18 protein-coding genes and 1 pseudogene are annotated in these 22,697 nt (G+C 33.7%); 2 read left to right on the forward strand and 17 right to left on the reverse strand.

The annotated features are described in order from the left end of the window. Nucleotides 1-89 precede the first annotated feature (89 nt). Nucleotides 90-1,097, reverse strand: coding sequence for a type I glyceraldehyde-3-phosphate dehydrogenase (gap, locus tag NEH74_RS10200; RefSeq protein ID WP_055243360.1), 1,008 nt, complete (start codon nucleotides 1,095-1,097; stop codon nucleotides 90-92). A gap of 312 nt (nucleotides 1,098-1,409) precedes the next feature. Here gap and clpP point away from each other — a divergent pair, with 312 nt between their 5' ends. Then, on the forward strand, nucleotides 1,410-2,021 hold the full coding sequence (gene clpP, locus NEH74_RS10205) for an ATP-dependent Clp endopeptidase proteolytic subunit ClpP (protein WP_055243359.1): 612 nt from the start codon (nucleotides 1,410-1,412) through the stop codon (nucleotides 2,019-2,021). Nucleotides 2,022-2,208: 187 nt separating this feature from the next. Here the strand turns inward: clpP and NEH74_RS13725 are convergent. From NEH74_RS13725 to NEH74_RS10235, 7 genes and pseudogenes are all read right to left on the reverse strand, one after another. Further along, a pseudogene (locus NEH74_RS13725) lies at nucleotides 2,209-2,358 on the reverse strand (helix-turn-helix domain-containing protein); the annotation flags it as partial. A 621-nt stretch (nucleotides 2,359-2,979) separates the two neighbouring features. Further along, on the reverse strand, nucleotides 2,980-4,191 hold the full coding sequence (locus tag NEH74_RS10210; protein ID WP_055275553.1) for a D-alanine--D-alanine ligase family protein: 1,212 nt from the start codon (nucleotides 4,189-4,191) through the stop codon (nucleotides 2,980-2,982). A gap of 119 nt (nucleotides 4,192-4,310) precedes the next feature. Next, complete coding sequence (locus NEH74_RS10215; protein WP_055243357.1) at nucleotides 4,311-4,913, reverse strand: NUDIX hydrolase; 603 nt, start codon at nucleotides 4,911-4,913, stop codon at nucleotides 4,311-4,313. Nucleotides 4,914-4,955: 42 nt separating this feature from the next. Then, nucleotides 4,956-6,590, reverse strand: coding sequence for a UDP-N-acetylmuramoyl-tripeptide--D-alanyl-D-alanine ligase (locus tag NEH74_RS10220; RefSeq protein ID WP_068759276.1), 1,635 nt, complete (start codon nucleotides 6,588-6,590; stop codon nucleotides 4,956-4,958). A 1-nt stretch (nucleotide 6,591) separates the two neighbouring features. Next, nucleotides 6,592-7,350 (reverse strand): alpha/beta fold hydrolase, encoded by a 759-nt coding sequence (locus NEH74_RS10225; RefSeq protein ID WP_055243355.1) that lies wholly within the window; start codon nucleotides 7,348-7,350, stop codon nucleotides 6,592-6,594. Nucleotides 7,351-7,561: 211 nt separating this feature from the next. After that, nucleotides 7,562-8,218 carry a hypothetical protein gene (locus NEH74_RS10230; protein WP_055305359.1) on the reverse strand — a complete coding sequence of 219 codons (657 nt, stop codon included), beginning with the start codon at nucleotides 8,216-8,218 and terminating at the stop codon, nucleotides 7,562-7,564. Between the two features lie 66 nt (nucleotides 8,219-8,284). Beyond that, nucleotides 8,285-10,657, reverse strand: a complete 2,373-nt coding sequence (locus tag NEH74_RS10235) for a YfhO family protein (protein WP_055305358.1) — start codon at nucleotides 10,655-10,657, stop codon at nucleotides 8,285-8,287. Nucleotides 10,658-10,797: 140 nt separating this feature from the next. Between NEH74_RS10235 and NEH74_RS10240 the strand changes: the two genes are divergently transcribed. After that, nucleotides 10,798-11,487, forward strand: coding sequence for a hypothetical protein (locus NEH74_RS10240; protein WP_055243351.1), 690 nt, complete (start codon nucleotides 10,798-10,800; stop codon nucleotides 11,485-11,487). 625 nt (nucleotides 11,488-12,112) lie between these two features. Here NEH74_RS10240 and NEH74_RS10245 read toward each other — a convergent pair. From NEH74_RS10245 to cdaA, 9 genes are all read right to left on the reverse strand, one after another. Next, nucleotides 12,113-12,694, reverse strand: a complete 582-nt coding sequence (locus NEH74_RS10245) for a DUF2087 domain-containing protein (protein WP_055305357.1) — start codon at nucleotides 12,692-12,694, stop codon at nucleotides 12,113-12,115. 65 nt (nucleotides 12,695-12,759) lie between these two features. Beyond that, nucleotides 12,760-13,446, reverse strand: coding sequence for a queuosine precursor transporter (locus NEH74_RS10250; protein ID WP_055275591.1), 687 nt, complete (start codon nucleotides 13,444-13,446; stop codon nucleotides 12,760-12,762). Nucleotides 13,447-14,202: 756 nt separating this feature from the next. Continuing rightward, on the reverse strand, nucleotides 14,203-14,412 hold the full coding sequence (locus NEH74_RS10255) for a heavy-metal-associated domain-containing protein (RefSeq protein ID WP_055245283.1): 210 nt from the start codon (nucleotides 14,410-14,412) through the stop codon (nucleotides 14,203-14,205). A 40-nt stretch (nucleotides 14,413-14,452) separates the two neighbouring features. After that, nucleotides 14,453-15,862 (reverse strand): MATE family efflux transporter, encoded by a 1,410-nt coding sequence (locus NEH74_RS10260; RefSeq protein WP_055305356.1) that lies wholly within the window; start codon nucleotides 15,860-15,862, stop codon nucleotides 14,453-14,455. A 70-nt stretch (nucleotides 15,863-15,932) separates the two neighbouring features. Then, the gene (locus NEH74_RS10265) at nucleotides 15,933-16,376 is read right to left on the reverse strand and encodes a MarR family winged helix-turn-helix transcriptional regulator (RefSeq protein WP_055305355.1); all 444 of its coding nucleotides are present in this window, start codon (nucleotides 16,374-16,376) and stop codon (nucleotides 15,933-15,935) included. Between the two features lie 116 nt (nucleotides 16,377-16,492). Then, nucleotides 16,493-18,277, reverse strand: coding sequence for a glutamine--fructose-6-phosphate transaminase (isomerizing) (gene glmS, locus NEH74_RS10270; RefSeq protein WP_055275542.1), 1,785 nt, complete (start codon nucleotides 18,275-18,277; stop codon nucleotides 16,493-16,495). A gap of 375 nt (nucleotides 18,278-18,652) precedes the next feature. Beyond that, the gene (gene glmM, locus NEH74_RS10275) at nucleotides 18,653-19,990 is read right to left on the reverse strand and encodes a phosphoglucosamine mutase (protein ID WP_055242979.1); all 1,338 of its coding nucleotides are present in this window, start codon (nucleotides 19,988-19,990) and stop codon (nucleotides 18,653-18,655) included. Nucleotides 19,991-20,007: 17 nt separating this feature from the next. Continuing rightward, a complete protein-coding gene (locus NEH74_RS10280; protein WP_055242981.1) occupies nucleotides 20,008-21,414 on the reverse strand; it encodes a YbbR-like domain-containing protein in 1,407 nt (468 codons plus the stop codon). A 31-nt stretch (nucleotides 21,415-21,445) separates the two neighbouring features. Next, nucleotides 21,446-22,225: a diadenylate cyclase CdaA gene (gene cdaA / locus NEH74_RS10285; protein ID WP_238581318.1), complete on the reverse strand. Its 780-nt coding sequence runs from the start codon at nucleotides 22,223-22,225 to the stop codon at nucleotides 21,446-21,448. Nucleotides 22,226-22,697 lie beyond the last annotated feature (472 nt).

The raw sequence follows: 22,697 nt of genomic DNA on the forward strand, positions 1-22,697 counted from the left end.
AAAAATCCATCTAACTCTATTCTAATGAAAATAATAAAAAAAGCTATCCCGAAATGGGATAGCTTTCCAAAAATATCGCTTAACTAAAATTATTTAATTAAAGAAGCGAAGTATCCTAAAGTACGGATTAATTGGTTAGTGTAAGACATTTCGTTGTCATACCAAGCAGCAACTTTAACTAATTGCTCTCCGTTAACTTCCATAACTTTAGTTTGAGTAGCATCGAATAATGATCCGTAAGAAATTCCGATTACGTCAGCTGAAACGATTTCATCTTCAGTGTATCCGAATGATTCGTTAGCAGCAGCTTTCATTGCTTCGTTGATTTCAGCAGCAGTTACTTTAGTGTTTAAAGTACATACTAACTCAGTTAATGAACCAGTGATTACTGGAACACGTTGAGCTCCACCGTCTAATTTTCCGTTTAATTCAGGAATTACTAAACCGATAGCTTTAGCAGCTCCTGTTGAGTTTGGAACGATTGATGCAGCAGCTGCACGTCCACGACGTAAGTCACCTTTTCCGTGAGGAGCATCTAATGTATTTTGGTCATTAGTGTAAGCATGGATTGTAGTCATGAATCCTTTTTGTACACCATATTTGTCGTTTAATACTTTAGCCATTGGAGCTAAACAGTTAGTTGTACAAGAAGCTCCTGAGATAACTGTTTCAGTTCCGTCTAAGATATCTTGGTTTACATTGTAAACTACAGTTTTGATATCTCCTGTAGCTGGTGCAGAGATAACTACTTTTTTAGCTCCTGCTTCTAAGTGTAATCCAGCTTTTTCTTGAGAAGTGAAGAATCCAGTACATTCTAATACTACGTCTACTCCTAATTCTCCCCAAGGTAAGTCTGCAGGGTTACGCTCAGCAGTTACTTTGATTTCTTTACCGTTAACAACGAAAGCACCTTCTTTAACTTCGATTTCTCCGTTGAAACGTCCTTGAGCTGAATCATATTTGAATAAATGAGCTAATGTTTTAGCATCAGTTAAGTCGTTGATTGCAACTACTTCGAAGTCATTGTTTTCGATCATTAAACGTAAAGCTAAGCGTCCGATACGCCCGAATCCATTAATCGCTACTTTAACAGCCATGTGAAGATTCCTCCTAAGATATTATAAAATTGGTCATTTTTCACATTACGTGTATTTTAACACACATAATATATTGTGAAAAATTACTACATTTTTATTCTAACAATTTGTACCATGATAATCAAGTTATAAACTAATGTAAGCGTTTATAATAACAAATACTTAACAAAAATGTTTAAGAATTTTTACTTAAAAATGAATATATTACCACTCACAACATTAAAATAGAGTATGGCCGACGCAATGCTATATTTTTTTGTCCAGTTGTGGTAAAATGTGCTATAGAAATTTTTATAAAAAGAGGGGTGCCTTATGAGTAGTTATTTAGTACCGACAGTCATTGAACAAACAGCTCACGGTGAGCGTGCATATGATATTTATTCTCGCTTATTAAAAGATCGTATCATCATGTTAAGTGGTGAAATTAACGATTATACAGCAAACATCGTTGTTGCTCAACTTTTATTCTTAGCTGCAGAAGATCCAGATAAAGATATCAACCTTTATATTAATAGTCCTGGTGGATCAGTTACAGCAGGATTTGCTATCTTTGATACAATGAACTACATCAAATGTGATGTATCAACAATCTGCGTTGGGATGGCAGCGTCAATGGGTGCTTTCTTACTTTCAGCGGGTGCTAAAGGTAAACGCTATGCTTTACCTAACAGCGAAGTCATGATTCATCAACCACTTGGTGGAGCACAAGGACAAGCCACTGAAATTGCCATTGCTGCAAAACACATTTTAAAAACTCGTGATAAATTAAATAACATCTTATCTGCTCAAACAGGTCAACCACTTGAAAAAATCGAGCAAGATACTGAACGAGATAACTTCATGTCAGCTGAAGAAGCTGTAGCTTACGGTTTAGTTGACCAAGTTGTTGTTCGTCCAGTGGACATTTCAGCAGATAATAAATAATTCAAAAAGTAGAGATTAAATTCTCTACTTTTTTTGCTAGAAAGCTAAAATATAGACTCTAAACAAGATAAAATAAATCTAAGTAATAATAACCCAATCATAACATCAAAAAATATACTAAACATATCTATTTTCTTCAATTTTTTCATTCTATCTCTTAACTGATTAAAGTTGACTTTAAGCAATTTTAAAGATGAGATATTACACTTTGTTCTCCTTTCATGAATCCATCTAATGAAACATTAAAGAAATCACTGAAAAGAATTAAACGATGAAAATCAGGATAAGAAATGCTATTTTCCCACTTAGAAATAGTTTGTCTCGATGTATTTAAAAGTTCCCCTAATTCATCCTACGATAATCCTCTTCACTTCGTTAAATCCAATAACCTATCATTAAACTTCAATAGGAATCCCTCATTTCTAAAAATTGTTGATACAGCAATAACATTCATCTTAGCTCCCCCTCCATCAATAGTTATTTACAATCTTTCAATTTTTTAACCATTATATATTTTCCATCTAAAAAAAGAGATTTCATAAGTGAAATCTCTTTTTCATGGCTATATTTTAAGAAGTATTGTCATTAAACAAGGAAATCCAAACGTTAACTAGCGTAAGGAATTCTTAATCTATTAAGTTGTTTAAACAACCTCTGTCTCCAAATCAACATTTGTCTAAAACATAGCTTTTTCATTTTTAATAGTTAAGTTACCGCTTAGGCTTTTGTTCAATCTGGCTTCGACGAGCAAAATCTCTATGAAGTCTTCAAATACCTTTATGACTCAAAAAATAAGTCATAGGTATTTGTTGCGACCCCTACGAGATTTTAACCACTCGTCTTAGCTTTTTACTTAATCTACCTTCACTTGGCAACACGCTAGTAAAGTTCAATATCTTTCCGTGTCTATTAGACACTTCAAGCTCTCCTCACTTTCTGCACGTGTTAAACGCCACGCTTAGGCTTTTGTTCCTTTCGCTCCTTTTGTTCCTGCACCCTGTAAAGCAAGAACGTTAGATTCGAATGAGAATGTTAAGCTTTCACGTTCACGTTGACGTTTTAATGCTAATTCCACTAAGCTAGTCATTAATTCTGTGAAGTTACGGTCTGTTTTTTCCCATAAGTAGAATGATAATGATCCTGGAATTGTATTAATTTCGTTAACATATACTTCATTATTTTCAGCATTGATTAAGAAGTCGATACGAGCAACCCCTGCACTTCCTAACACGCGGAATGTTTGTACCGCAAGATCTTGAACGTATTTTGTTCCTTCATCCGTTAAACGAGCAGGGATAATACGATTTGTACTTGCCATCCCTTGAGATTTAGTTCCTCCAGTTTTAGCACCTTTAGAACCTCCTCCCCCCTCATATTTATCACGGAAGCTTAAAAATTCATCAGAACCCATAACTTCTTCTAAAACAGAAGGTTTAGCAGAAGAGAAATCTCCGATAACCGAACAGTTAACCTCAACTAATTGAGTAACCATTTCTTCAACGATGAATTTTTTATCATAGCTAATTGCTTCTGTAATTCCTTCTTCTAATGACGCACGGTCATTTGCTTTAGAAATTCCAACACTTGAACCTAAGCTAGCAGGTTTAATCATAACTGGATATGTTAATTTTTCTTCAATAGCATCTAAACAAGCTTCTTGGTCAGCAAACCAATCTGATGAATAATACCACACATAGTTTGTAATCGGTAATCCTGAATCACGTAAAATGTTTTTCATAAACACTTTATCTTGACCAACAGCAGCGGCAGCTACCTCACATCCCGAATAAGGAATTCCGTTTAATTCAAAGAATCCTTGTAAGGCTCCATCCTCACCATTTGTTCCGTGAATAACTGGAATCGCAACATCGATTGTATTTACAACATTGTTTCCGAATTTTTTAGCAGGATAACGTTCAATTTGAATTTTACCATTATTAGGAACAATGACAATACGTTGACATTTTTTTAATAATGCATCCAAATTTTTATATTCTTTCACATCAAATAATGCTTCACCTGTGTACCATTCGCGTTTTTTAGATAAATAAACTGGTACGACATCATATTTTGTTTTATCGATGGCATGCATTGCTTGGTTAGCAGAAATAATTGAAATTTCGTGCTCTACCGATTCACCACCGAAAAATACACCAACTTTTAACTTCATGAGGAAGCCCCCTTTAATCTAAGTTTAGTATCTTCTTCAAGTATACCGTATCTGAACGCAAATACATACGTCTATTTTATCAAGAAATCACTGTCATAAGAAACAATTTTTTGCTTTAATTACTCAAAATATGTTTCTAAATCTTCCGTATAAACTTTATACGCCTTTTCAATCTCTTCGATTGAATTCTTTCGAGACAATGGCGGTAGTTCTGAAATATCAAACCATCCAATATCCTCCGTCTCATGATTACATTTTGCCTCTCCCGCTACGACATTCCCCAGGAAATATAGACAATATACATCATATAATGATTTTTTAATATAATGTCGTCTGTCAAACACCGCTAACAGTTTCGTACAATCAATTACATAACCAGATTCCTCGAACGTTTCCTTAATAGCTGTTTCCTTCGGTGTGCAATCAATATCACACCATCCACCTGGTAGTGACCAAAGACCACTATCTTTCTCTTTAACGAGTAATAGCTGATGATTTTTAATAACCATTGAACGAACGGCAGGTTGTGGGGTTGGATATATGAAATCTTTATATAAGTTGCATTCATTCATTGGTAATGATGTATAATCGTGTAACATCTTCACACTAATCTTCTTTAACTCTTCATAATTATCCACTGCATACGGATCTGTTGAAAATGATAATCCAATTTGTGCAATTGACTGAACTTTTTTAATAAACTCTAAAAATTGATTATCCATCCCGCTTCCCTACTTTCTATATGAAAATAAATAACGAACTGACTATTCAGCGAATAATTCAGGCAAATCATTTTCAATTAAGACAAACGCTCCTGGTTCAACGACTTCATACATTACTTTGAATGCTTCTGTTAAATTCTCAGCTACTGTTACACGCTCTTCTGGGAATCCAACTTCTTTTAAACCTTCTTGAATTGGTTCTGTTTGTTTTTTACCAACTAGAATAACATGATCACATGTATCTTTCATATATGTTCCAAAAGCTTTATTTAACTCATATTGTGCTGTTCCTAAATCGACCATCCCTGGTGTTAGCACAATGCGTTTACCATTCATTTGTCCTAACACTTCAAGTGCCATCTTAGATCCAACTGGATTTGAATTAAAAGCATCATCAATAATCGTAAAGTTCCCATTACGACGTAACTCTAAACGATGAGTCACAGGTTTCATTTTACGAACAGCGACTTTCATTTTTTCAACTGGAATTCCCAACTCATTCCCTAAAGCAATACTCGCTACCGTATTATAAATATTATGACGACCTAATAATTTCGTTTGGAACTGATGAACACTTCCATCACGGAATGTCACATTAAACGTGGTTCCTTTTTCACTAACAACAATATCACCTGCTCGATAATCTGCTTCACGTTCGATTCCATAAGTGTAGACCGTACATTTTCCCGAAAACTTATTCTCATAGTAATCACGAATATTTTCATCATCAATATTAATAAATCCAATTCCGTCCTCAGGTAAGTACTCAATTAACTCAAACTTAGTTTGTTTCACATTATCAATTGTTTTAAATGTTTCTAAGTGTTGTGGACCTACTGATGTTAAAACTCCATACTTAGGATATGCAATTTCACATAACTCGTTAATCTCTCCGACTTTGTAAGCACCCATTTCGGCAATGAACTTACTATGAATTGGTTTTAAATAATTACGAATTGTAATCGTAATTCCCATTGGAGTATTATAACTTTCAGGCGTCATTAACGTATTAAATTGCTCTGATAAAATCGCATTTAATGCATGTTTTGTACTTGTTTTACCATAGCTTCCTGTTACACCAATCACATCTAATGAAGGAGACTCTTTCACAATACGACGCGCATCATTAATAAATCCTAAACGGATACTATTCTCCATTGGCTTATTAATCTCATTCGCAAGTAGCATTACTACATAAGCGAATAAATTAAACGTTAATAACCAGCCAGCGATTTGTGAAAGTAGCATTAAGCCATTCGCTCCAAGGAAGAATGAACCTAAGCCAGCGATTAATAACATTAAAATAGATCCCGTTGCAATAATACGCCAAACACGAGCTGTAATTTTCAACGGTTTTTTTGATTCTTTTGAAACACCACTACTAATCTTAATAATTCCAAGACCTAAGACTCCAATCACAACTGTGCCAATTGTTAAAATAGAACCTGGCATTGGGAATAAAAAGCTCACCACTACTAAAACCCAATATGCAATAACTAACACAGATAACGGGACAGGTAACGCCACTAAACGATGCCCGGCAATCCAAGTTGTAAAGCGATCATTCATATAATGACATTGTTGTAACATCTGAAGGGCATGAGCCATACGCCCCCATAACGTCCAAAGTAAAAATAAACTTAAAACTCCTAATAAAACTGCCATAATAATACCCATCTTATTCACCTCTCTCTTTCTCTAAGAAGACATCAATCACACGTAAAAATTGTCCTAAACAATCTAAATAAGAGTAGTGTCCCGCTCCAGGGAAAACAACAAGTCCCGCTCCAGGAATCTTTTTCTCCATAATCTTCGCATCACTTAATGGCGTTGCATCGTCTAAATCGCCCCAAACAAGTAATGTTTCTACTTGGATTGAAGGCATTAAATGTTGTAAATCTTCATTAACTACCTTACTCATGATTTGACGCATCATAGGGGTTGCATTCTTATAATCCGATGATCCCGCATTCTCCATCATTTTCTCTTTATAAGCACGTAATCCCGGTAAGCTTAAAACCTTTTTACCTAACTTATACGTATAAACACGAGCATAATAGTCGAATCCACGCTTTGGTTTAATTCCAGCACTATCAACTAAAACTAACTTATTTAAATCATTTTGGCGCCCAGCATAAATAATCCCAACACGTCCACCAAAAGAATGTCCGAAAATTGTTGGGCTCTTAATCTCAAGCTGTTTTATAAATTTCTCTACCATATCGGCATAATCATAGACAGACCATACAGTTTTTGGTTCATCACTTTGACCAAAACCAGGAAAATCTAAACTATATACCTGAAAATTTTGTTTCAAATAATCAAATACTGGCTTAAATGCAGCAACACTTTGCCCCCATCCATGTAATAACAAAATCGGGTGGCCCTGCCCCTCTACTTCATAATAAATATTTAAATCATCTATCTTAATGAACATGGTTCATCACTCCTCAACTATAGTCTTTACTATTATATGACAATCGTCCATAAAATTTAAGGGTATATCAAAAAAAAACTAAGATTTACATTTATTAATAAGATCTTACAAGATTTGTGCTAATACTAGACACTTTTTTTGCTAAATTTAACTTAATTTCCTCAAAGTTATCATACGCAATTAAAAAGGAAGAATCGTACCATTCTTCCTTTTATTCAGTATCTTTATCTGATTCATTAATTGAATTCAAAATAACGGTTAAAAACAATGTCTGCTCAACGGGTAAAACATTTGGATTATAAACCGTAATTTCATAAGTTGTTCTAAATAATGAGAACTTTTTCTTTACCTTATACAACTTTTCACCCGTCAAATCCTCAATCACATACTCAGGGAAAATATGAAAAATTTTCTGCTTTGATACTGCAATCTCTCCACGATTAACATCATAAAAATGAAACGTCTTTCCAAAGCGAAAGAGGTCACGAACAACCTGTTCCCCTATAAAGCCAACCGTTTCATCCGCTCCATTATAGACTTGCGCCAAGCGATTCAACCTGACATTCCACCGCTTAATCTGTTGTTCTGACGCATACACCTCACCATCAAGGTCTTTAAGTATGAGTCGCTCACCTAAAATATTGAAATAAAGCCCCTGAATTTCGCCTACTTTTTCACCATCGATATAAACCTGATAATTTTTATTAAATGAAAACCAACTCTTTTTCACCATAATGGTTGATGCCTCGTTTAACTGGACGAGTAAATCTGTAGAGATATCACTACTTTCGGCTCGACAGTTTAAAATACTTCCACAAAACAGAAGTACCATGATTAAACAACTAATCCACTTACGACTTAATTTCATAATATTCACCCTTATTTTTCAAACTACTTTTAGTATACACACTCTTTTATAAAAAATTGCCTCAAATTACTTTGAGGCAACTTTGCGACGAACTTCATAACTACGATAAAAACTTGATACAATAATTAAACTTGTAATAGCTGAAACCGAGAATCCAAGATCAAAGCCTGGCGAACGATACGTTAATTCAATCTCATACTTACCAGCTGTTTCAATCCCCACACCAATAAAACCATCATTCACTTCATAAATTGGAACTTCTTTGCCATTAGCATAGGCCCTCCACCCTTTATTATAAGGAATGGCATACGTAATCAATTGTGGTGAGCTAGTCACGTATTGGTGTGTAATCGTATTCTGAGCATATTCAACCGCTTCAACACCAAAACTTTGACGTAACTGAGCGGCTTCAAAATATTGAATTTCACCCGGTTGCTCAGGAAGCTCTGTTGTATTAAACGGCTGCAGATGATAAATATCCGCCAAACTTTCGTTCTCTAAAACAATACATTTTAAAAACACGTAATGTTGCTGTGCTCGATTAAGTTTTTTAAAATCTGACTCAAGTATATAATACGGACTACTCGTTCCAACAGGAACAAAATAATTATTCTTAAAAATCGTGATTCCCTCAATTCGATCATAATATTGATAGCCTGGAAGCGGCACCTCATAATCCGGTGTAAAATAATACTTTGCAGATAATGCTGTCGTTAACATATAATCAGTGGTTGCAATAGATAAACTATTCTCAACCTGTTCATTCAGCATCCATGATACATCTTGCGAAGATAAAACGAGATATGGATTCGCAATTGAGAATCCATTATAACCTTGATACAATGGCTCATTGTATTGAATTTCATAACTATTAATAATTCGATAAAACTCTGGATCCATCGTTTGCAAATAATCCGCCACTGCACCAGTGTTATTACTAATCGATTCTTGATCTATCATATAGTTTTCCACTAAGATAGAGCGTTCACTATTCGTTGCAAAATAGATGTAAGACACTATCATGCACTCTAACATTAAGATGAAAAAAATTGTCTTTGAACTAAGTGATTCATCTTCTTTAGCTATTCGAATTAAAAGAAAGCGATAAAAAGATATCGTCAAAATCATTATTAAATAAAGCATCAAATAAGGCGATAAGATAATCAGCTCATCCACTACTTTCGCTACGGTCCATTGCGAAATTTCCCCATATTTCATATGTAACTCAAAAAGTAATACGAAGCCTAATACCGAAAATAATAAACATTTAAACGTGATACAAGTTTGTTTTAATAACTTCGTATCCATTAAGCGGACATCATTTAAGGAATAAGCCGTCATTAACGCATTAAATAAAATTAATAAGATGGAAATAACATTCGTATTTAATGGTGCTAGTGAGGTAATATTGACAAGTTCAAGTGACTGAGTGATAAACACAGTAAACAGGATGACACTATAAGAAAAAATGATTAATTTTCTTTCCTTCTTACCTATCAATTTCACAAACTGTGGAAGCATTAATACAACTAGTACTGATTGATAAAGCGCCACAACACTCACATTCTTTGGAAATAACTGTAGTGATCCTAGAAAATTTTCATGAAGAGGTGGGAATAATCCTTTAAGACAAAGGGCTAATAAAGAGGATAGCGTCATTCCCTCCTGCAGTTCAATCGACATAGCATTTGACGCGAATAAAAGCGGTAAAATGAAGACCATATTAATGCCGATAATCAATACAATTGAAACTAAAAACTTCTTTGTATCATCGATAAAGCACGCTCGATTCTCCTGTCGAACTCTATAAAGTCGAATCATAATATAAGCCACCAAAAAGCCTAAGAATAACACGGTAAACGTAAAATGCGAAATAAGCAGCAATGAAAAAGTTGCTACAAAGTATCGTTTCCGTCCTGATGAAAGAAGCTTCTCGACGCCATAAAGTACAAGAGGAACAAAAAATAGAAGCTCAATCGTGACAAACTCACTGAGGTTACTCAGATACCATCCATTAAAGAGATATAAAATACTTGCGATAATAAGAGTATGAGATTTAAACCACTTCGTCTCTTTCATATAGAGATAGAGTGCCCCAGTAGCTAACATTGTCTTTAAAAATAGGAGGGGAAAGTATAATTTAGGAAGCAAACTACTTGGAAACAATAACGTTAATAAAAAAAATGGATTATATAAAGAGTAAACATTTTGTGCTCCTAAAAAGTTGCCTCCTAAGAAGAAGTTAAAAGACCACATGGGGATTTCTTTTTGTAACAACAAATCATGAGCATTTGCATAAATAGACAAATAATTCTCAACGTACTGCCCTGTCACAGAATAAATAAAGTTACCTGAAAAAATAAAGCCAAAGAACACAATGATAAAAATTAAAGCTATATATTGAAACGTTTTCCGTCTATATTCTGAATGATTTAACACTAACATCCCACCTTACTATCAATGAATAATTTCATTTTACCATAAAAATAAATAGTACTTGCCAAAAAATAACTATAAAATTAAGACACATTACAAGCCAGCATTCCCTATATTTGATATACTAAGGACAGGTGATAGTAATGGAAAGATATAATATTATAACAGAAAAATTTCCTCGCGAAATCGTTCTTTTAAAAAGTCGTCCATGTGCATATGGTAAATGCACATTCTGTGATTACATTGGTGACAACTCAACAAATATTGCAGAAATGAATCAATTAAATAAAGAAGTCTTATCAAATGTTAAAGGATTATATGACACATTTGAAGTCATCAACTCTGGAAACATCTTTGATTTACCAAAAGAAACATTAGAAATGATCAAATTAAAACTTAGTGAACATGAGTTTAAAAAACTATTTGCCGAAGCTCATTGGATCTTCCGTGACCACCTAGATAAGATGCGTCAACGTCTAGACATTGATATTATGTTCAAAACAGGGGTAGAATCATTCGATTATGACTTCCGTGAAAAAGTTTTAAAAAAGGGGGCGCCGTTCCAAAGTGTTGAAGAATTAAAAAAATACTTTGATTCACCATGTATCATGGTTGGAATTAAGGGACAAACAAAAGATATGATCAGACGTGACATCGATATCGTCCTTAATCAATTCAATCATGCCACAGTCAATGTCTACTGTGAAAATACAACCATCATCAAACCAGATGGACAGCTAAAAGAATGGTTCTACGATGAATACAAATGGCTAGACGATGTCAAGCATTTAGAAGTCTTATGGAATAAAACTGACTTTGGAGTCGGAGATTAAAAAAGCAAGAACTGAACCAGTTCTTGCTTTTTCTATGTCAGTAATAAAACTAATTTGGTAAAAATGAGAAGGTTAACTTAGCTATTTCAAAAAAATTAAAAATAAAGGTATCTATTGATTTAATATTCTTTCTTTAACTTCGTCTGTACACCCTATTTTATATCTGATTGTTATTTTACTAAGTTTCACTAATGAGTCCGACACATTAATTCCTCTTTTTTCGTCTGTATAGGCTAATGTATATCTAAACTTACACTAGCCCGCTAATTTACTCGTTTTAAGTCGATAACCTCTCTCTCCCCATTCCACTCAATTGTTAGTTGTACCTTTTTATCCTCCATTTGCTCAAATACTTCAGCACTAAATCGAGTCGTTATATGAAAAGACCCATCGCCTTGTAAATTTTAAGGGAACGAGCTAAAAATTGTAAATAATCGACCTTCCAAACGATAATCTAATATTGGAAACTCATGACCATATAAATATTAAATCATAAACCCTATCTTCAATTAATGAAGGTGAATAAGTAGCTAACCATGATTCATCGTAACCCGTATACACAATAATATCCTCTCTTTTAGAGCATCTTCCCAACGCAAAAACGATTAAAACACTACTAAAAAGCTTACATTATTTTCTCATAAGTGCCTCCGTCTAAGCTTCGTGTTAAATAATTAAAATCAAATAAATCACGACGAAGCGTCACATAATCTTGAAAACTAATATGAGCTTTTAAAACCTCATTTACTTCACGCTCACTATAAAAACGTCCCGCTTCAAAAAACTGAGACAAATAGTTTAAAACAATCTGTTTCTCACTCACTTTAATTGGATATCGCTCAACTAAGCCTGATTCATCTAAAAACGAATCCTCTAAATGCTCACTTCGTACATATCTCCCCTCTACAAAACCAAATCCCCGCAAATCAATTCCATCGACCTCACAAATAAGATCTTTATTTTTATACTTCTGCTTCACTAAACGAATAACGATTGGTAATAAATTTTCATCTTTAATGGCTAACGCCTTAATCACAACAACTTTTGTAATATCTAAAACAACCATGGCTTTCAACGTATCTTCTTTCACCTGTGCAAAAATGATATGCTTCCCTAAACAAGTACTAATGGCTTTAAGAACCTCCTCATAATTCTTTTCATCTGAAAACCAATGCTTTTGAATCTCTTCTGCTTTTATAAATTTCATCCCTATCATCTCCTTTTATTTTCTATTATAGCAAAAAAGACCAGCTTGTATAGCCGGTCTATATTCTATAAATCCATTGGATTGACTTTCTTTAATAAATAAACAAATGGTGTATCTGAAATACTTAAAATGACTTTAAATAAATAAGTTACGAAGAAAATGTCTACTGCAATCTCCATCTCCCATAATCCAAACATCACAACAACTGCCGTGAAGATGAACGTATCAACAAATTGGCTAATTAATGTACTTCCATTATTACGCAACCATAACCACTTATCTTCTGGAAATCTCTTTTTAATGAAGTGGAAAACAAACACGTCAATATTTTGTGACACCATGAACGAGATTAACCCCGCAATCGTGAACACAGGTAAAGCTAGACTAAATAAACCTTCCATATGTGGTTGTGCCCAATCTGATGCATCTGGTTTAAACCATAATGAAAATTGAGTCACAATTAAAAAAGATAACTGCGTAAAGAAGCCGATAAATACTGCTGTCATCGCAGCCTTCTTCCCATACTTTTCACTTAATAAATCGGTCGCTAAGAAGATTCCACTAAACATCGTATTCCCAAGCGTTGTAACAATACCGAAAATCGTCGTTGTTTTAGCAACTTGGATATTCGCTGCGATTACACTCATCGTGATGTATGCGTATAATCCCTTTCGACCAAATAATTTATAACTTAAGACAACTAATCCAAAGTTAACAATAATGAATAATACTGCAATTAATTCATTTGCCACAATAATCACCCTTATCTTCTAATTTATAACAATAAAAAAACTCCTAATAAAAACAGGAGCAGATAAGATCATGATTAAACAAACGCATAACAAAATAAGCCTACGTTTGCTAAACTAGACCTCCTATTTTTGATAACGCTGGATTCTGCCAACAGCATGAGGATTTTATTCATGTTATAATACAGTATTATATCATGAAAATATGCGAAAAAATACCCTATTTTTCTCAGTGGTTATAGCAAAAAAACTCCTTAATCTTGAATTGATAAACTATGGGATGTTTTTATAACCAAGAGGTTTAATAACTTTATTTAGCAAAATTCTATCTTGAAAACAAAAGCTATAAATAGTGCCTTGAGATTACATGGAAAGGACTAGAACTATCTCATTATAAATTTATTTATATATATGCCCGTGACTTACATGCAACAAAAAAGGGAACAGGCCTTTATCATCTAGGCAATGAAAATGAGGTAACCTTCCATTTCAAACACGCCTATGAATTTTACTGTCTTCTTCGTTGTCTGCGCACTACAAAAGCATTAGATGAACACATAATCAGACTGAGTATCAATCTTCATACAATTACCTCCGATGTGAATTAAACGTAATTTTAGAAAAAGAAAAAACATCTTTAAAAAAGAAAGATGTTTTTTCAGTCCCTGTTTTATAAGATAAGTCATCCCAAACAACCTTATCCTCACTTAAATTATAGATAATTTTGAAAAAAATAAAAGTGTGCAATTGCACACTTTTTTATAATTGAACATCAAATCCTTGATCTTCAATACATTCTACTATTAATAATTCATTCGTAAATGATTGATCAAATTCAACTTCAACTAATTTTGATTTTAAATCAACCTTAACTTGCTTAACCCCAACAATTTGGGCCACTGCATCATGAATTGAATTGACACAATGTTGACAGCTCATCCCATTAACTTTTAATACAATAGATTTCATTTCATTTTCGCCCCTTTCAATCCTATCGTAGCACACGAGATTAGACTTTTAAAGGACTTTCTTGATGAAGAGAAGTCATTTCTTTATCACAATCATTAACCTTATCTTCTTTTAATTTTCGAAGTGAACCAAAGAAAACTACTCCAGTAATAATTGAAGCTAATCCATCAGCAACTGGTCCTGCTAACCAAACTCCCATTAATCCCAATCCACCGACACGTGGTAAAACAATTAAACAAGGAATTAATAAAATAACCTGACGTAATAAACTTAAGAACATTGAGACTTTAGCTTGTCCAATTGATTGGAAGTAGTTAGAACTAATTGTTTGGAAACCAAGAACAGGTAACATAAATAAGAATGTACGTAATCCTGTTTTAGCCATTTCAAGTAATGACTCATCACTACTAAATGCTCGAATTAAAAGCTCTGGTGCAAATTGAATTAATAACCATCCTACTGAAACAATAAGTGTTGCGACAATAACAGGGATTTTAACCGCATCTTTAACACGATGATACTTTTTAGCTCCATAATTATAACCAATGATTGGCTGTGATCCTTGGTTTAGACCAAACAGTGGCATCATAAAAATCATCGAAATACTACTGATAATTGTCATTGCGCCAATCGCTAAATCTCCGCCATATTCTTTTAAAGCATTATTCGCTAATACTTGTACGAGACTTTGAGCAATCTGCATAGCAAAGGGGCTCATCCCGATAGAGAAAATACTGATGATGACTGCTTTTTTTAATTTAACATTATGACGTGAAATCTTAATTGAACCCTTACCTTTTGTAAAGTAATATAAAATCCAAATGGTCGATGCAATTTGAGAAATTACAGTAGCAATCGCTGCCCCTCGAACCCCAAGACCTAGTGCAAAAATAAAGATTGGGTCTAAAAGAATATTTGTTCCTGCACCAATTAACATAGAGAACATCGCAATTTTAGGATTTCCATCACTACGAATAGAATGATTCAATCCAAAGCTAAGCATATTAAAGATTGTCCCAATAAAGATAATCTGCATATATTGAGAAGCATAAATCTCTGTGTCCTGACTAGCCCCAAAGATTTCAAGAAGTGGCTTCATAAATGTTAATCCAAGTACTGTAATTAAAATACTAATTAATAAAATAAGTGTAAATGCATTACCAAGATGCTGCTCTGCTTCATCTCGTTTATGCTCACCAAGTTTCAAGGAAATACGCGCACTTGTTCCGATTCCGACTAACATCCCAAATGCTAAAATTATAGTCATAATCGGCATCGTAATTCCAACACCCGTTAACGCTAATCCCCCTACTTCAGGAATATTTCCAATATACATACGATCAACAATGTTATATAACGTATTAACCATCATCCCGATAATAGCAGGAACTGAAAACTGTATTAATAATTTTGAGATTTTCTCTTCTCCTAAAAGCTTCTGTCTATTCATTCACTTTATCCTCCTTATATGATGTATTTGCAACTATTTTAACTCAAATAGTTATTAACTTCATAAGTGGTCATTTCTCATTTCTTAACTTTTCAACAGCTTTAATTGAATTATTCAACATAGTATCTAAACATTTTAAGAAATGATCCTTCTCTTCCTCTATTAACCCTTCAATAAGATCATCTGTAATTTCTACTAAAATTGACATAATAATAGGCATCATTTCATGACCTTTTTCTGTTAAAAAAAGTTGATTATATCGACGATCTCCTTCATCACATTGACGATAGATATAGCCATTCTCTTCTAATTTTTTTAAGGCTTTTGCTGTCGTTGCCTTATCGATTTTCACTAAATTCGTTAAATCTTTTTGATTAATCCCCTCATGTCTAGCAATATTAATTAAAAAGATATGCTGGCCACTCCCAAGCCCATAAGGTCTTAGTTTATGATTTATAATAATCTGGCGATATCGATATAAAATTGACATTGTTTTTCCAATTACTTCATTCATGAAACCACCACTTACTATTAGATTCAATAACAAGCATATATTACCGTAAATAGAATGTATTTGCAACTATTTTAACTCAAATAAAAACACTCTCATAAAGTGAGAGTGTTTTTATTTTATTCTACTGTAACTGACTTCGCTAAGTTACGCGGTTTATCAATATCGAATCCACGTTGTAAGGCTGCATAGTAAGAAATTAATTGAGTTGGAACAACTGTTACTAATGGTGTTAATAATGGATGAACATCATCAATCACAATTTGATCCGTTTCAGAACTTAATGAACGTAATGAAATAATCACAGTATTAGCTCCACGCGCTTTAACTTCTTTTACATTTGAACGCGTATTTAAATTCACTGATTCTTGAGAAACAATGGCGATAACTGGTGTTCCTTTTTCAATTAATGCAATCGTTCCATGCTTTAACTCACCAGCTGCGAATCCTTCTGTTTGAATATAAGAAATTTCTTTTAATTTTAAAGCCGCTTCTAAGGCCACATAATAATCAACATGGCGCCCGATATAGAAACAGTTACGTTGTGTTAAATAATCTTTGGCAATGGCTTCGTATTGCTCTTTATGATCTGTAATACTTTCCATCACATTGGCAACGATCGCTAATTCACGAGATAAATCTAAATCTGTTTTTCCAGCCACTTTAGCTGCTAAAACTGCTTGAACCGCAACTTGAGCTGTGTAAGCTTTTGTTGAAGCTACTGCAATCTCAGGTCCTGCATATAATAATAACGTATGATCGGCTTCACGAGATAACGTTGAACCTGGTACGTTTGTAATGGTTAATGATGGATATCCTAATTGTTTAATTTTAACTAATACGGCACGGCTATCTGCTGTTTCTCCTGATTGAGAAATGAAGATGAATAATGGTTTTTTACTAATCACTGGTGTATTGTAAACGAACTCAGATGAAATATGAACTTCAGTTGGAATTCCAGCTAATTGTTCAAACATTTGCTTTCCAACGAATCCAGCATGCATACTCGTTCCTGCAGCAATGATATATAAACGATCCGCTTCCTTCACAGCCTTCACGATCTCTTGATCGATTTTAATGTCTCCATCTTCGAAGTATTGCTCCACGATACGGCGAATCACGTATGGTTGCTCATCAATTTCTTTTAACATGTAGTGAGGATATGTTCCTTTTTCGATATCAGAAGCATCTAACTCAGCTGTGAATGGATCACGTTTAACTGTCACTCCTAATAAGTTATAGATCGTTACCCCTTCACGTGTTAACTTAATGAACTCTTCATCTTCGATTTCAACGAATTGATTTGTACATTGTAACATGGCCATCGCATCAGATCCAATCATATTGAATCCTTCACCTAAACCAATTAACATGGGTGATTTATTTTTAGCTGCATATAGCACTTCAGGATTATTAGCATCAATAACTCCCAATGCATACGATCCGTGTAATAAACTCATCACATGACGAATCGCTAATTCCACATCTTCTTTTTCTAACACAAAGTGCTCAATTAATGCTGCAATAACTTCTGTATCTGTATCTGAAATGAAGTTGTAATTTGGCAAAAACTCCTGACGTAACTCTAATTCGTTTTCAATAACCCCATTATGAACAATTGTAAAACGCCCTGTACTTGATTGATGAGGATGTGAGTTACGTTGATTAGGTGCTCCATGAGTCGCCCAACGTGTATGTCCAATCCCTACTGTTGATAAAACTGTTTCATCAACAACAGTACGTAAGTGAGCAATACGCCCTTTATCTTTAAAAATATGAACTCCCGCTTCATTGACTACTGCAATCCCTGCTGAATCATATCCACGGTACTCTAATTTTTCTAATCCATTTAATAAAATATCTTTAACATCTTGTTGTCCAATATATCCAACGATTCCACACATACGTGTAACAACTCCTTTTTTCAATAAACTAATTACTAAAATAGAGCTGCTTTCCTATTTACCTTTTCTCCAATTTTGTCGTAAGAGTTACCTCTTAGTTTTGTTTGAAGACTACGACTGAGGTATACAGCCGGAAGGCATCCGCCGAATAATCGATTAACCTTCACCTCGTCAGCTGTCATCTTTAGTTAACAGCTCTGGCGCTTATACTTGAATAGAAATAACTTATCTACTCTACTATCCTCCTTTCCCCCTTTAGAAAGCAACACATTCATTATATCATATGCAGAGAAAATTAAAATGATGTTTTTAAGTTGTGAGTCAAAAATAACCATTTTAATCAAAAAAAGAGGTGAACGTCACCTCTTTTAATTCTTATTTTAACTCTTGTTCAACAACTGCTAAAATACGATTAACATATTCTTCACATAATTCTTCAGTTTTAGCTTCTACCATGACACGAACTAAAGGTTCTGTTCCCGAAGGACGAACTAACACACGTCCCTCTCCATTCATTTCGGCTTCAACCTCAGCAATTGATGCTAAAATATTTTCATTTGTCATCATTGCATTTTTGTCTTCAACACGAAGGTTTTTTAATAATTGTGGATATTTAGGCATTTCTTTTGCTAAATCGGCTAAAGATTGTTCCTTCTCAACAACAATCTTAGCTAATTGAACGGCACTTAACATTCCATCTCCAGTTGTTCCATAATCTAAGAAGATTAAATGACCTGATTGTTCTCCCCCAAAGTTATAATCATTCTTTAACATTTCTTCTAAAACATAACGATCTCCAACTTTTGTTTGAACACTACGTAAACCATTTGCTTCAACTGCATTATAGAAACCTAAGTTACTCATAACTGTTGAAACAACAGTTCCTTGTTTTAGTAATCCTTTTTCATTTAAGTAACGTCCAACGATGAACATAATATAATCTCCATCGATAATAGCTCCCGTATGATCTACTGCAATTAAACGATCACAATCACCATCAAATGCAAACCCTAAATCAGCCTCATGTTTAACAACTTCTTTGGCTAATGCTTCTGGATGAGTTGATCCACAGTTATGGTTAATATTAACTCCATCTGGATTTGATGAAACAGTCACAATATCTGCATCTAAATCAGCAAATAATTGAGGGGCTAATGCTGAACTTGCTCCATTTGCACAATCTAATACGATTTTTAATCCCGTTAATTTTTGTCCTACTGTTCCTTTAATAAAGTTCACATATTTTTGTGATCCCATTTGGAAGTCTTCCACGCGCCCAATCTCACCAGCGATTGGGCGTGGTAATTCATCAGCTGTATCGATTAAACTTTCAATTTCCTCTTCTTCTTGATCACTTAATTTGTAACCACTATGGCTAAAGATTTTAATTCCATTATCTTGAACTGGGTTATGAGACGCTGAAATCATAATTCCTGCATCTACATCTAAGCTTTTAGTTAAATAAGCAACACCTGGAGTTGTAATGACTCCAAGGGTTAATACATCGGCACCCGATGAGATTAATCCAGCAATTAATGCACTTTCTAATAACTCACCTGAAATACGAGTGTCGCGTCCAATTAATACTTTAGGACGTGTATTTTTAGACTTTAAATGATGACCTAAAATACGTCCTAATTTTAATGTAAATTCTGGAGTTAGCTCAGTATTTGCGACTCCTCTAATTCCATCCGTTCCAAAGTATTTTCCCATATATACTAACCTCACTTTTATTCTGTAATAATAACATTTACTTTTGCTCGACTCGGATCAATCAACACACCAGTAATAGATTCCACCGTAATCGGAACTTGATATTCACCAGGAGTATATCCTAATAAATCAATCCAAACCTTCACATCATCTGCAGAAATTGAGTTTAACTTTGTAGTTGATCCCTTCAATGTTAAATTAATGACTGCATCACTCAGAGACTTAGCCTTAACACTATACTTCGCATCTAAGTTTTTGAAATCAACAGAAATATTTTCTAAAACTTTTGTTTGGGTTTCTTCAAATGTTACTTTTACTTTGATTGTGTCTGTATCCATTTTATGAATATTTTCTGGTTTATCTAATTTTACAATAAGTTCATTATTATCGTCTAGTTGATATAAATCAACTTGGACTTGTAACTTATCATAGGACTCTAATGCAGTTGTTTCACCGTATAACTTGACTTCAGATGGGGTTAAGGTTAGATTACCTACACTATGCCCTTCTGGAGCATTTCCAGTTACAACAGCCTCTACTGGTACAACCTTACTTGGAGTAGTTACCTGAGTAGAAGTAATCAACTTATCTGGTTTAATTTCAACATCTAATTTATTACCAAGCTTATCATACGCAAACACTGGTGCCTCATAATCAGAAAGCTTAGATAAATCAGATACATCAATAATTGCCTTTACACTTGCTACTTGATTAACTACTGTTTGTGGACCTTTAATTTTAACAGTATTTAAGGCCAACTGCGGCTCACTCAACACATACATCTCATCAATTTGATCTAAGTTTACAAAATCAGCTTGTACTGGCTTATCAATTTCAGTCAATGCCATAATTGTCACAACAATTGTACTGGGATCAATCTTAACATCTAACTTATTACCAAGTTTACTATACTCTAGATTAACCTTATGTGTTCCAGGTGGCAAATCCTTTAAATCTGCATAAATCTCAAAGTTAGCTTTAGCTTTAGCAATATCTACTTGACTCTTATCTCCAACTAATGTGACATCTACTGTATCTGGTAACCCTTCAACTACTATTCGTTCTTTATTATAATAAGAAGTTAAAGGGTAACTATTAATATCCACAGAATAACGCTCTTTTACACTGGGAGCATATCTTATATTAAACGCAAATCCAATAGCTACTACCAACGCTAGTATCTTCATCAACTTTTCATTTCGAAGAAAACTTTCGTAAACGTGGTCCAATTTTTGAAACTTGAAAATTCCTAAAATCATACCTGGTGTCGTTAAAAACTTCCAGATACCTTTAAAGAAATTTGCAATTCTTTGAAAAAACTTTTCTGTATCTTTAATTGTCTCAATTGCTATTTGTCTTGCTATTTCATTTGAGTCCACATTATTATTGTTTTTTTGAGTCTTATTTTGTTTAGATTTTTTCATACGACACCACCTTCATCATCAGTCAATTCAATCAACTAAGATATTGCTGTAAGTCAGTTTTAAATGAATCAATGACATCATAAACTTTTAACTCACCTTTGTAGGCAATTGAATAACGACCTGTTTCTTCAGATACCACAAGTGTTATACTATCAGAAATTTCACTGATTCCAATAGCAGCACGGTGACGTGTACCAAAAGCCTTATTGATATCTTCTCGTCTTGTTGAAGGAAGATATGCGCCAGCACAATATAATTTTCCTTCTCGAATCATTACTGCTCCATCATGTAAAGGCGTCGTCGGAACAAAAATTGTAGTTAATAACTCCTGTGAAATTTCACCCGAAATAATAGTAGACGGGGTAATAAACTCATCAAGCTTAACCCCACGTTCAATAACTATTAATGCTCCTATACGTCGTTTAGCTAGAAATTCAACGGAATTAGCTAAAATACTAATCACATCATGTTCTGCAAGAACATTACGTTCACGATTCATTGTACTATTTCGTCCAATCTGTTCAAGTCCGCTACGGATTTCAGGTTGGAAAATGATAATAACAGCAAGTAACCCCCAATCGATAACATTCCCAATCAAGGCATTCAGCGTATATAGATCAAAAATTTGACTTATAATGTCAATGAGATAAATCAAAATGACACCTTTTAAAATTTGAACGGCACGGACATTTGATTTAATCAGTTTTAAAATATAATAAATAATCAACCATACAAAGTATACATCTAAACATACTAATAACAGATCAAAAAATGAAATGTTTTCTACTGCATTAATTACTGTATTAATCAAACTGTCGGCCTCCTTTTTATAACATTTTTATTATATCATAACTCACTAAAATATAAATAAATGGATAAGAAATTAAGTAATTATAAAACATTTTTTACCAAATAGATTAAATCTAAAATTGCTTAATGCAGGTAATACAATTAAATAAATTAATAGCGATAATAATCAAGATAACTTATTGATAAATATTTTTCAGAAAATAATAGTAACACTTTTTAGTATATACTAGACCATTCATTATATCATCGTGTTTATTATTTTATGACGTATTTCAAAAAATCACCTAAACCTTTGTGAGATTTGAAAATAAAAGGGTGTATTAGACAATCTTGTTGATAAGCAATTGTTTGATATCAACGACTGTTGACTGTCGATTTTAAAGATTTGATCCCTTTTAAATAGACAAACACCCAATAACAACATTTTCGTCTAACAGATTCAAATAAAAAAAACGGTTCTATAATATTTGGTG

It is taken from the genome of Turicibacter sp. GALT-G1, assembly GCF_025594995.1.
Classification (GTDB): Bacteria; Bacillota_I; Bacilli_A; order MOL361; family Turicibacteraceae; genus Turicibacter; species Turicibacter bilis.

Bases quoted from the DNA above. Each gene is read 5' to 3' on its own strand.
- gap (WP_055243360.1), bottom strand. From the start codon at position 1,097: ATGGCTGTTAAAGTAGCGATTAATGGATTCGGGCGTATCGGACGCTTA.
- clpP (WP_055243359.1), top strand. From the start codon at position 1,410: ATGAGTAGTTATTTAGTACCGACAGTCATTGAACAAACAGCTCACGGT.
- NEH74_RS10210 (WP_055275553.1), bottom strand. From the start codon at position 4,191: ATGAAGTTAAAAGTTGGTGTATTTTTCGGTGGTGAATCGGTAGAGCAC.
- NEH74_RS10215 (WP_055243357.1), bottom strand. From the start codon at position 4,913: ATGGATAATCAATTTTTAGAGTTTATTAAAAAAGTTCAGTCAATTGCA.
- NEH74_RS10220 (WP_068759276.1), bottom strand. From the start codon at position 6,590: ATGGGTATTATTATGGCAGTTTTATTAGGAGTTTTAAGTTTATTTTTA.
- NEH74_RS10225 (WP_055243355.1), bottom strand. From the start codon at position 7,350: ATGTTCATTAAGATAGATGATTTAAATATTTATTATGAAGTAGAGGGG.
- NEH74_RS10230 (WP_055305359.1), bottom strand. From the start codon at position 8,218: ATGAAATTAAGTCGTAAGTGGATTAGTTGTTTAATCATGGTACTTCTG.
- NEH74_RS10240 (WP_055243351.1), top strand. From the start codon at position 10,798: ATGGAAAGATATAATATTATAACAGAAAAATTTCCTCGCGAAATCGTT.
- NEH74_RS10245 (WP_055305357.1), bottom strand. From the start codon at position 12,694: ATGAAATTTATAAAAGCAGAAGAGATTCAAAAGCATTGGTTTTCAGAT.
- NEH74_RS10255 (WP_055245283.1), bottom strand. From the start codon at position 14,412: ATGAAATCTATTGTATTAAAAGTTAATGGGATGAGCTGTCAACATTGT.
- NEH74_RS10260 (WP_055305356.1), bottom strand. From the start codon at position 15,862: ATGAATAGACAGAAGCTTTTAGGAGAAGAGAAAATCTCAAAATTATTA.
- NEH74_RS10265 (WP_055305355.1), bottom strand. From the start codon at position 16,376: ATGAATGAAGTAATTGGAAAAACAATGTCAATTTTATATCGATATCGC.
- glmS (WP_055275542.1), bottom strand. From the start codon at position 18,277: ATGTGTGGAATCGTTGGATATATTGGACAACAAGATGTTAAAGATATT.
- glmM (WP_055242979.1), bottom strand. From the start codon at position 19,990: ATGGGAAAATACTTTGGAACGGATGGAATTAGAGGAGTCGCAAATACT.
- NEH74_RS10280 (WP_055242981.1), bottom strand. From the start codon at position 21,414: ATGAAAAAATCTAAACAAAATAAGACTCAAAAAAACAATAATAATGTG.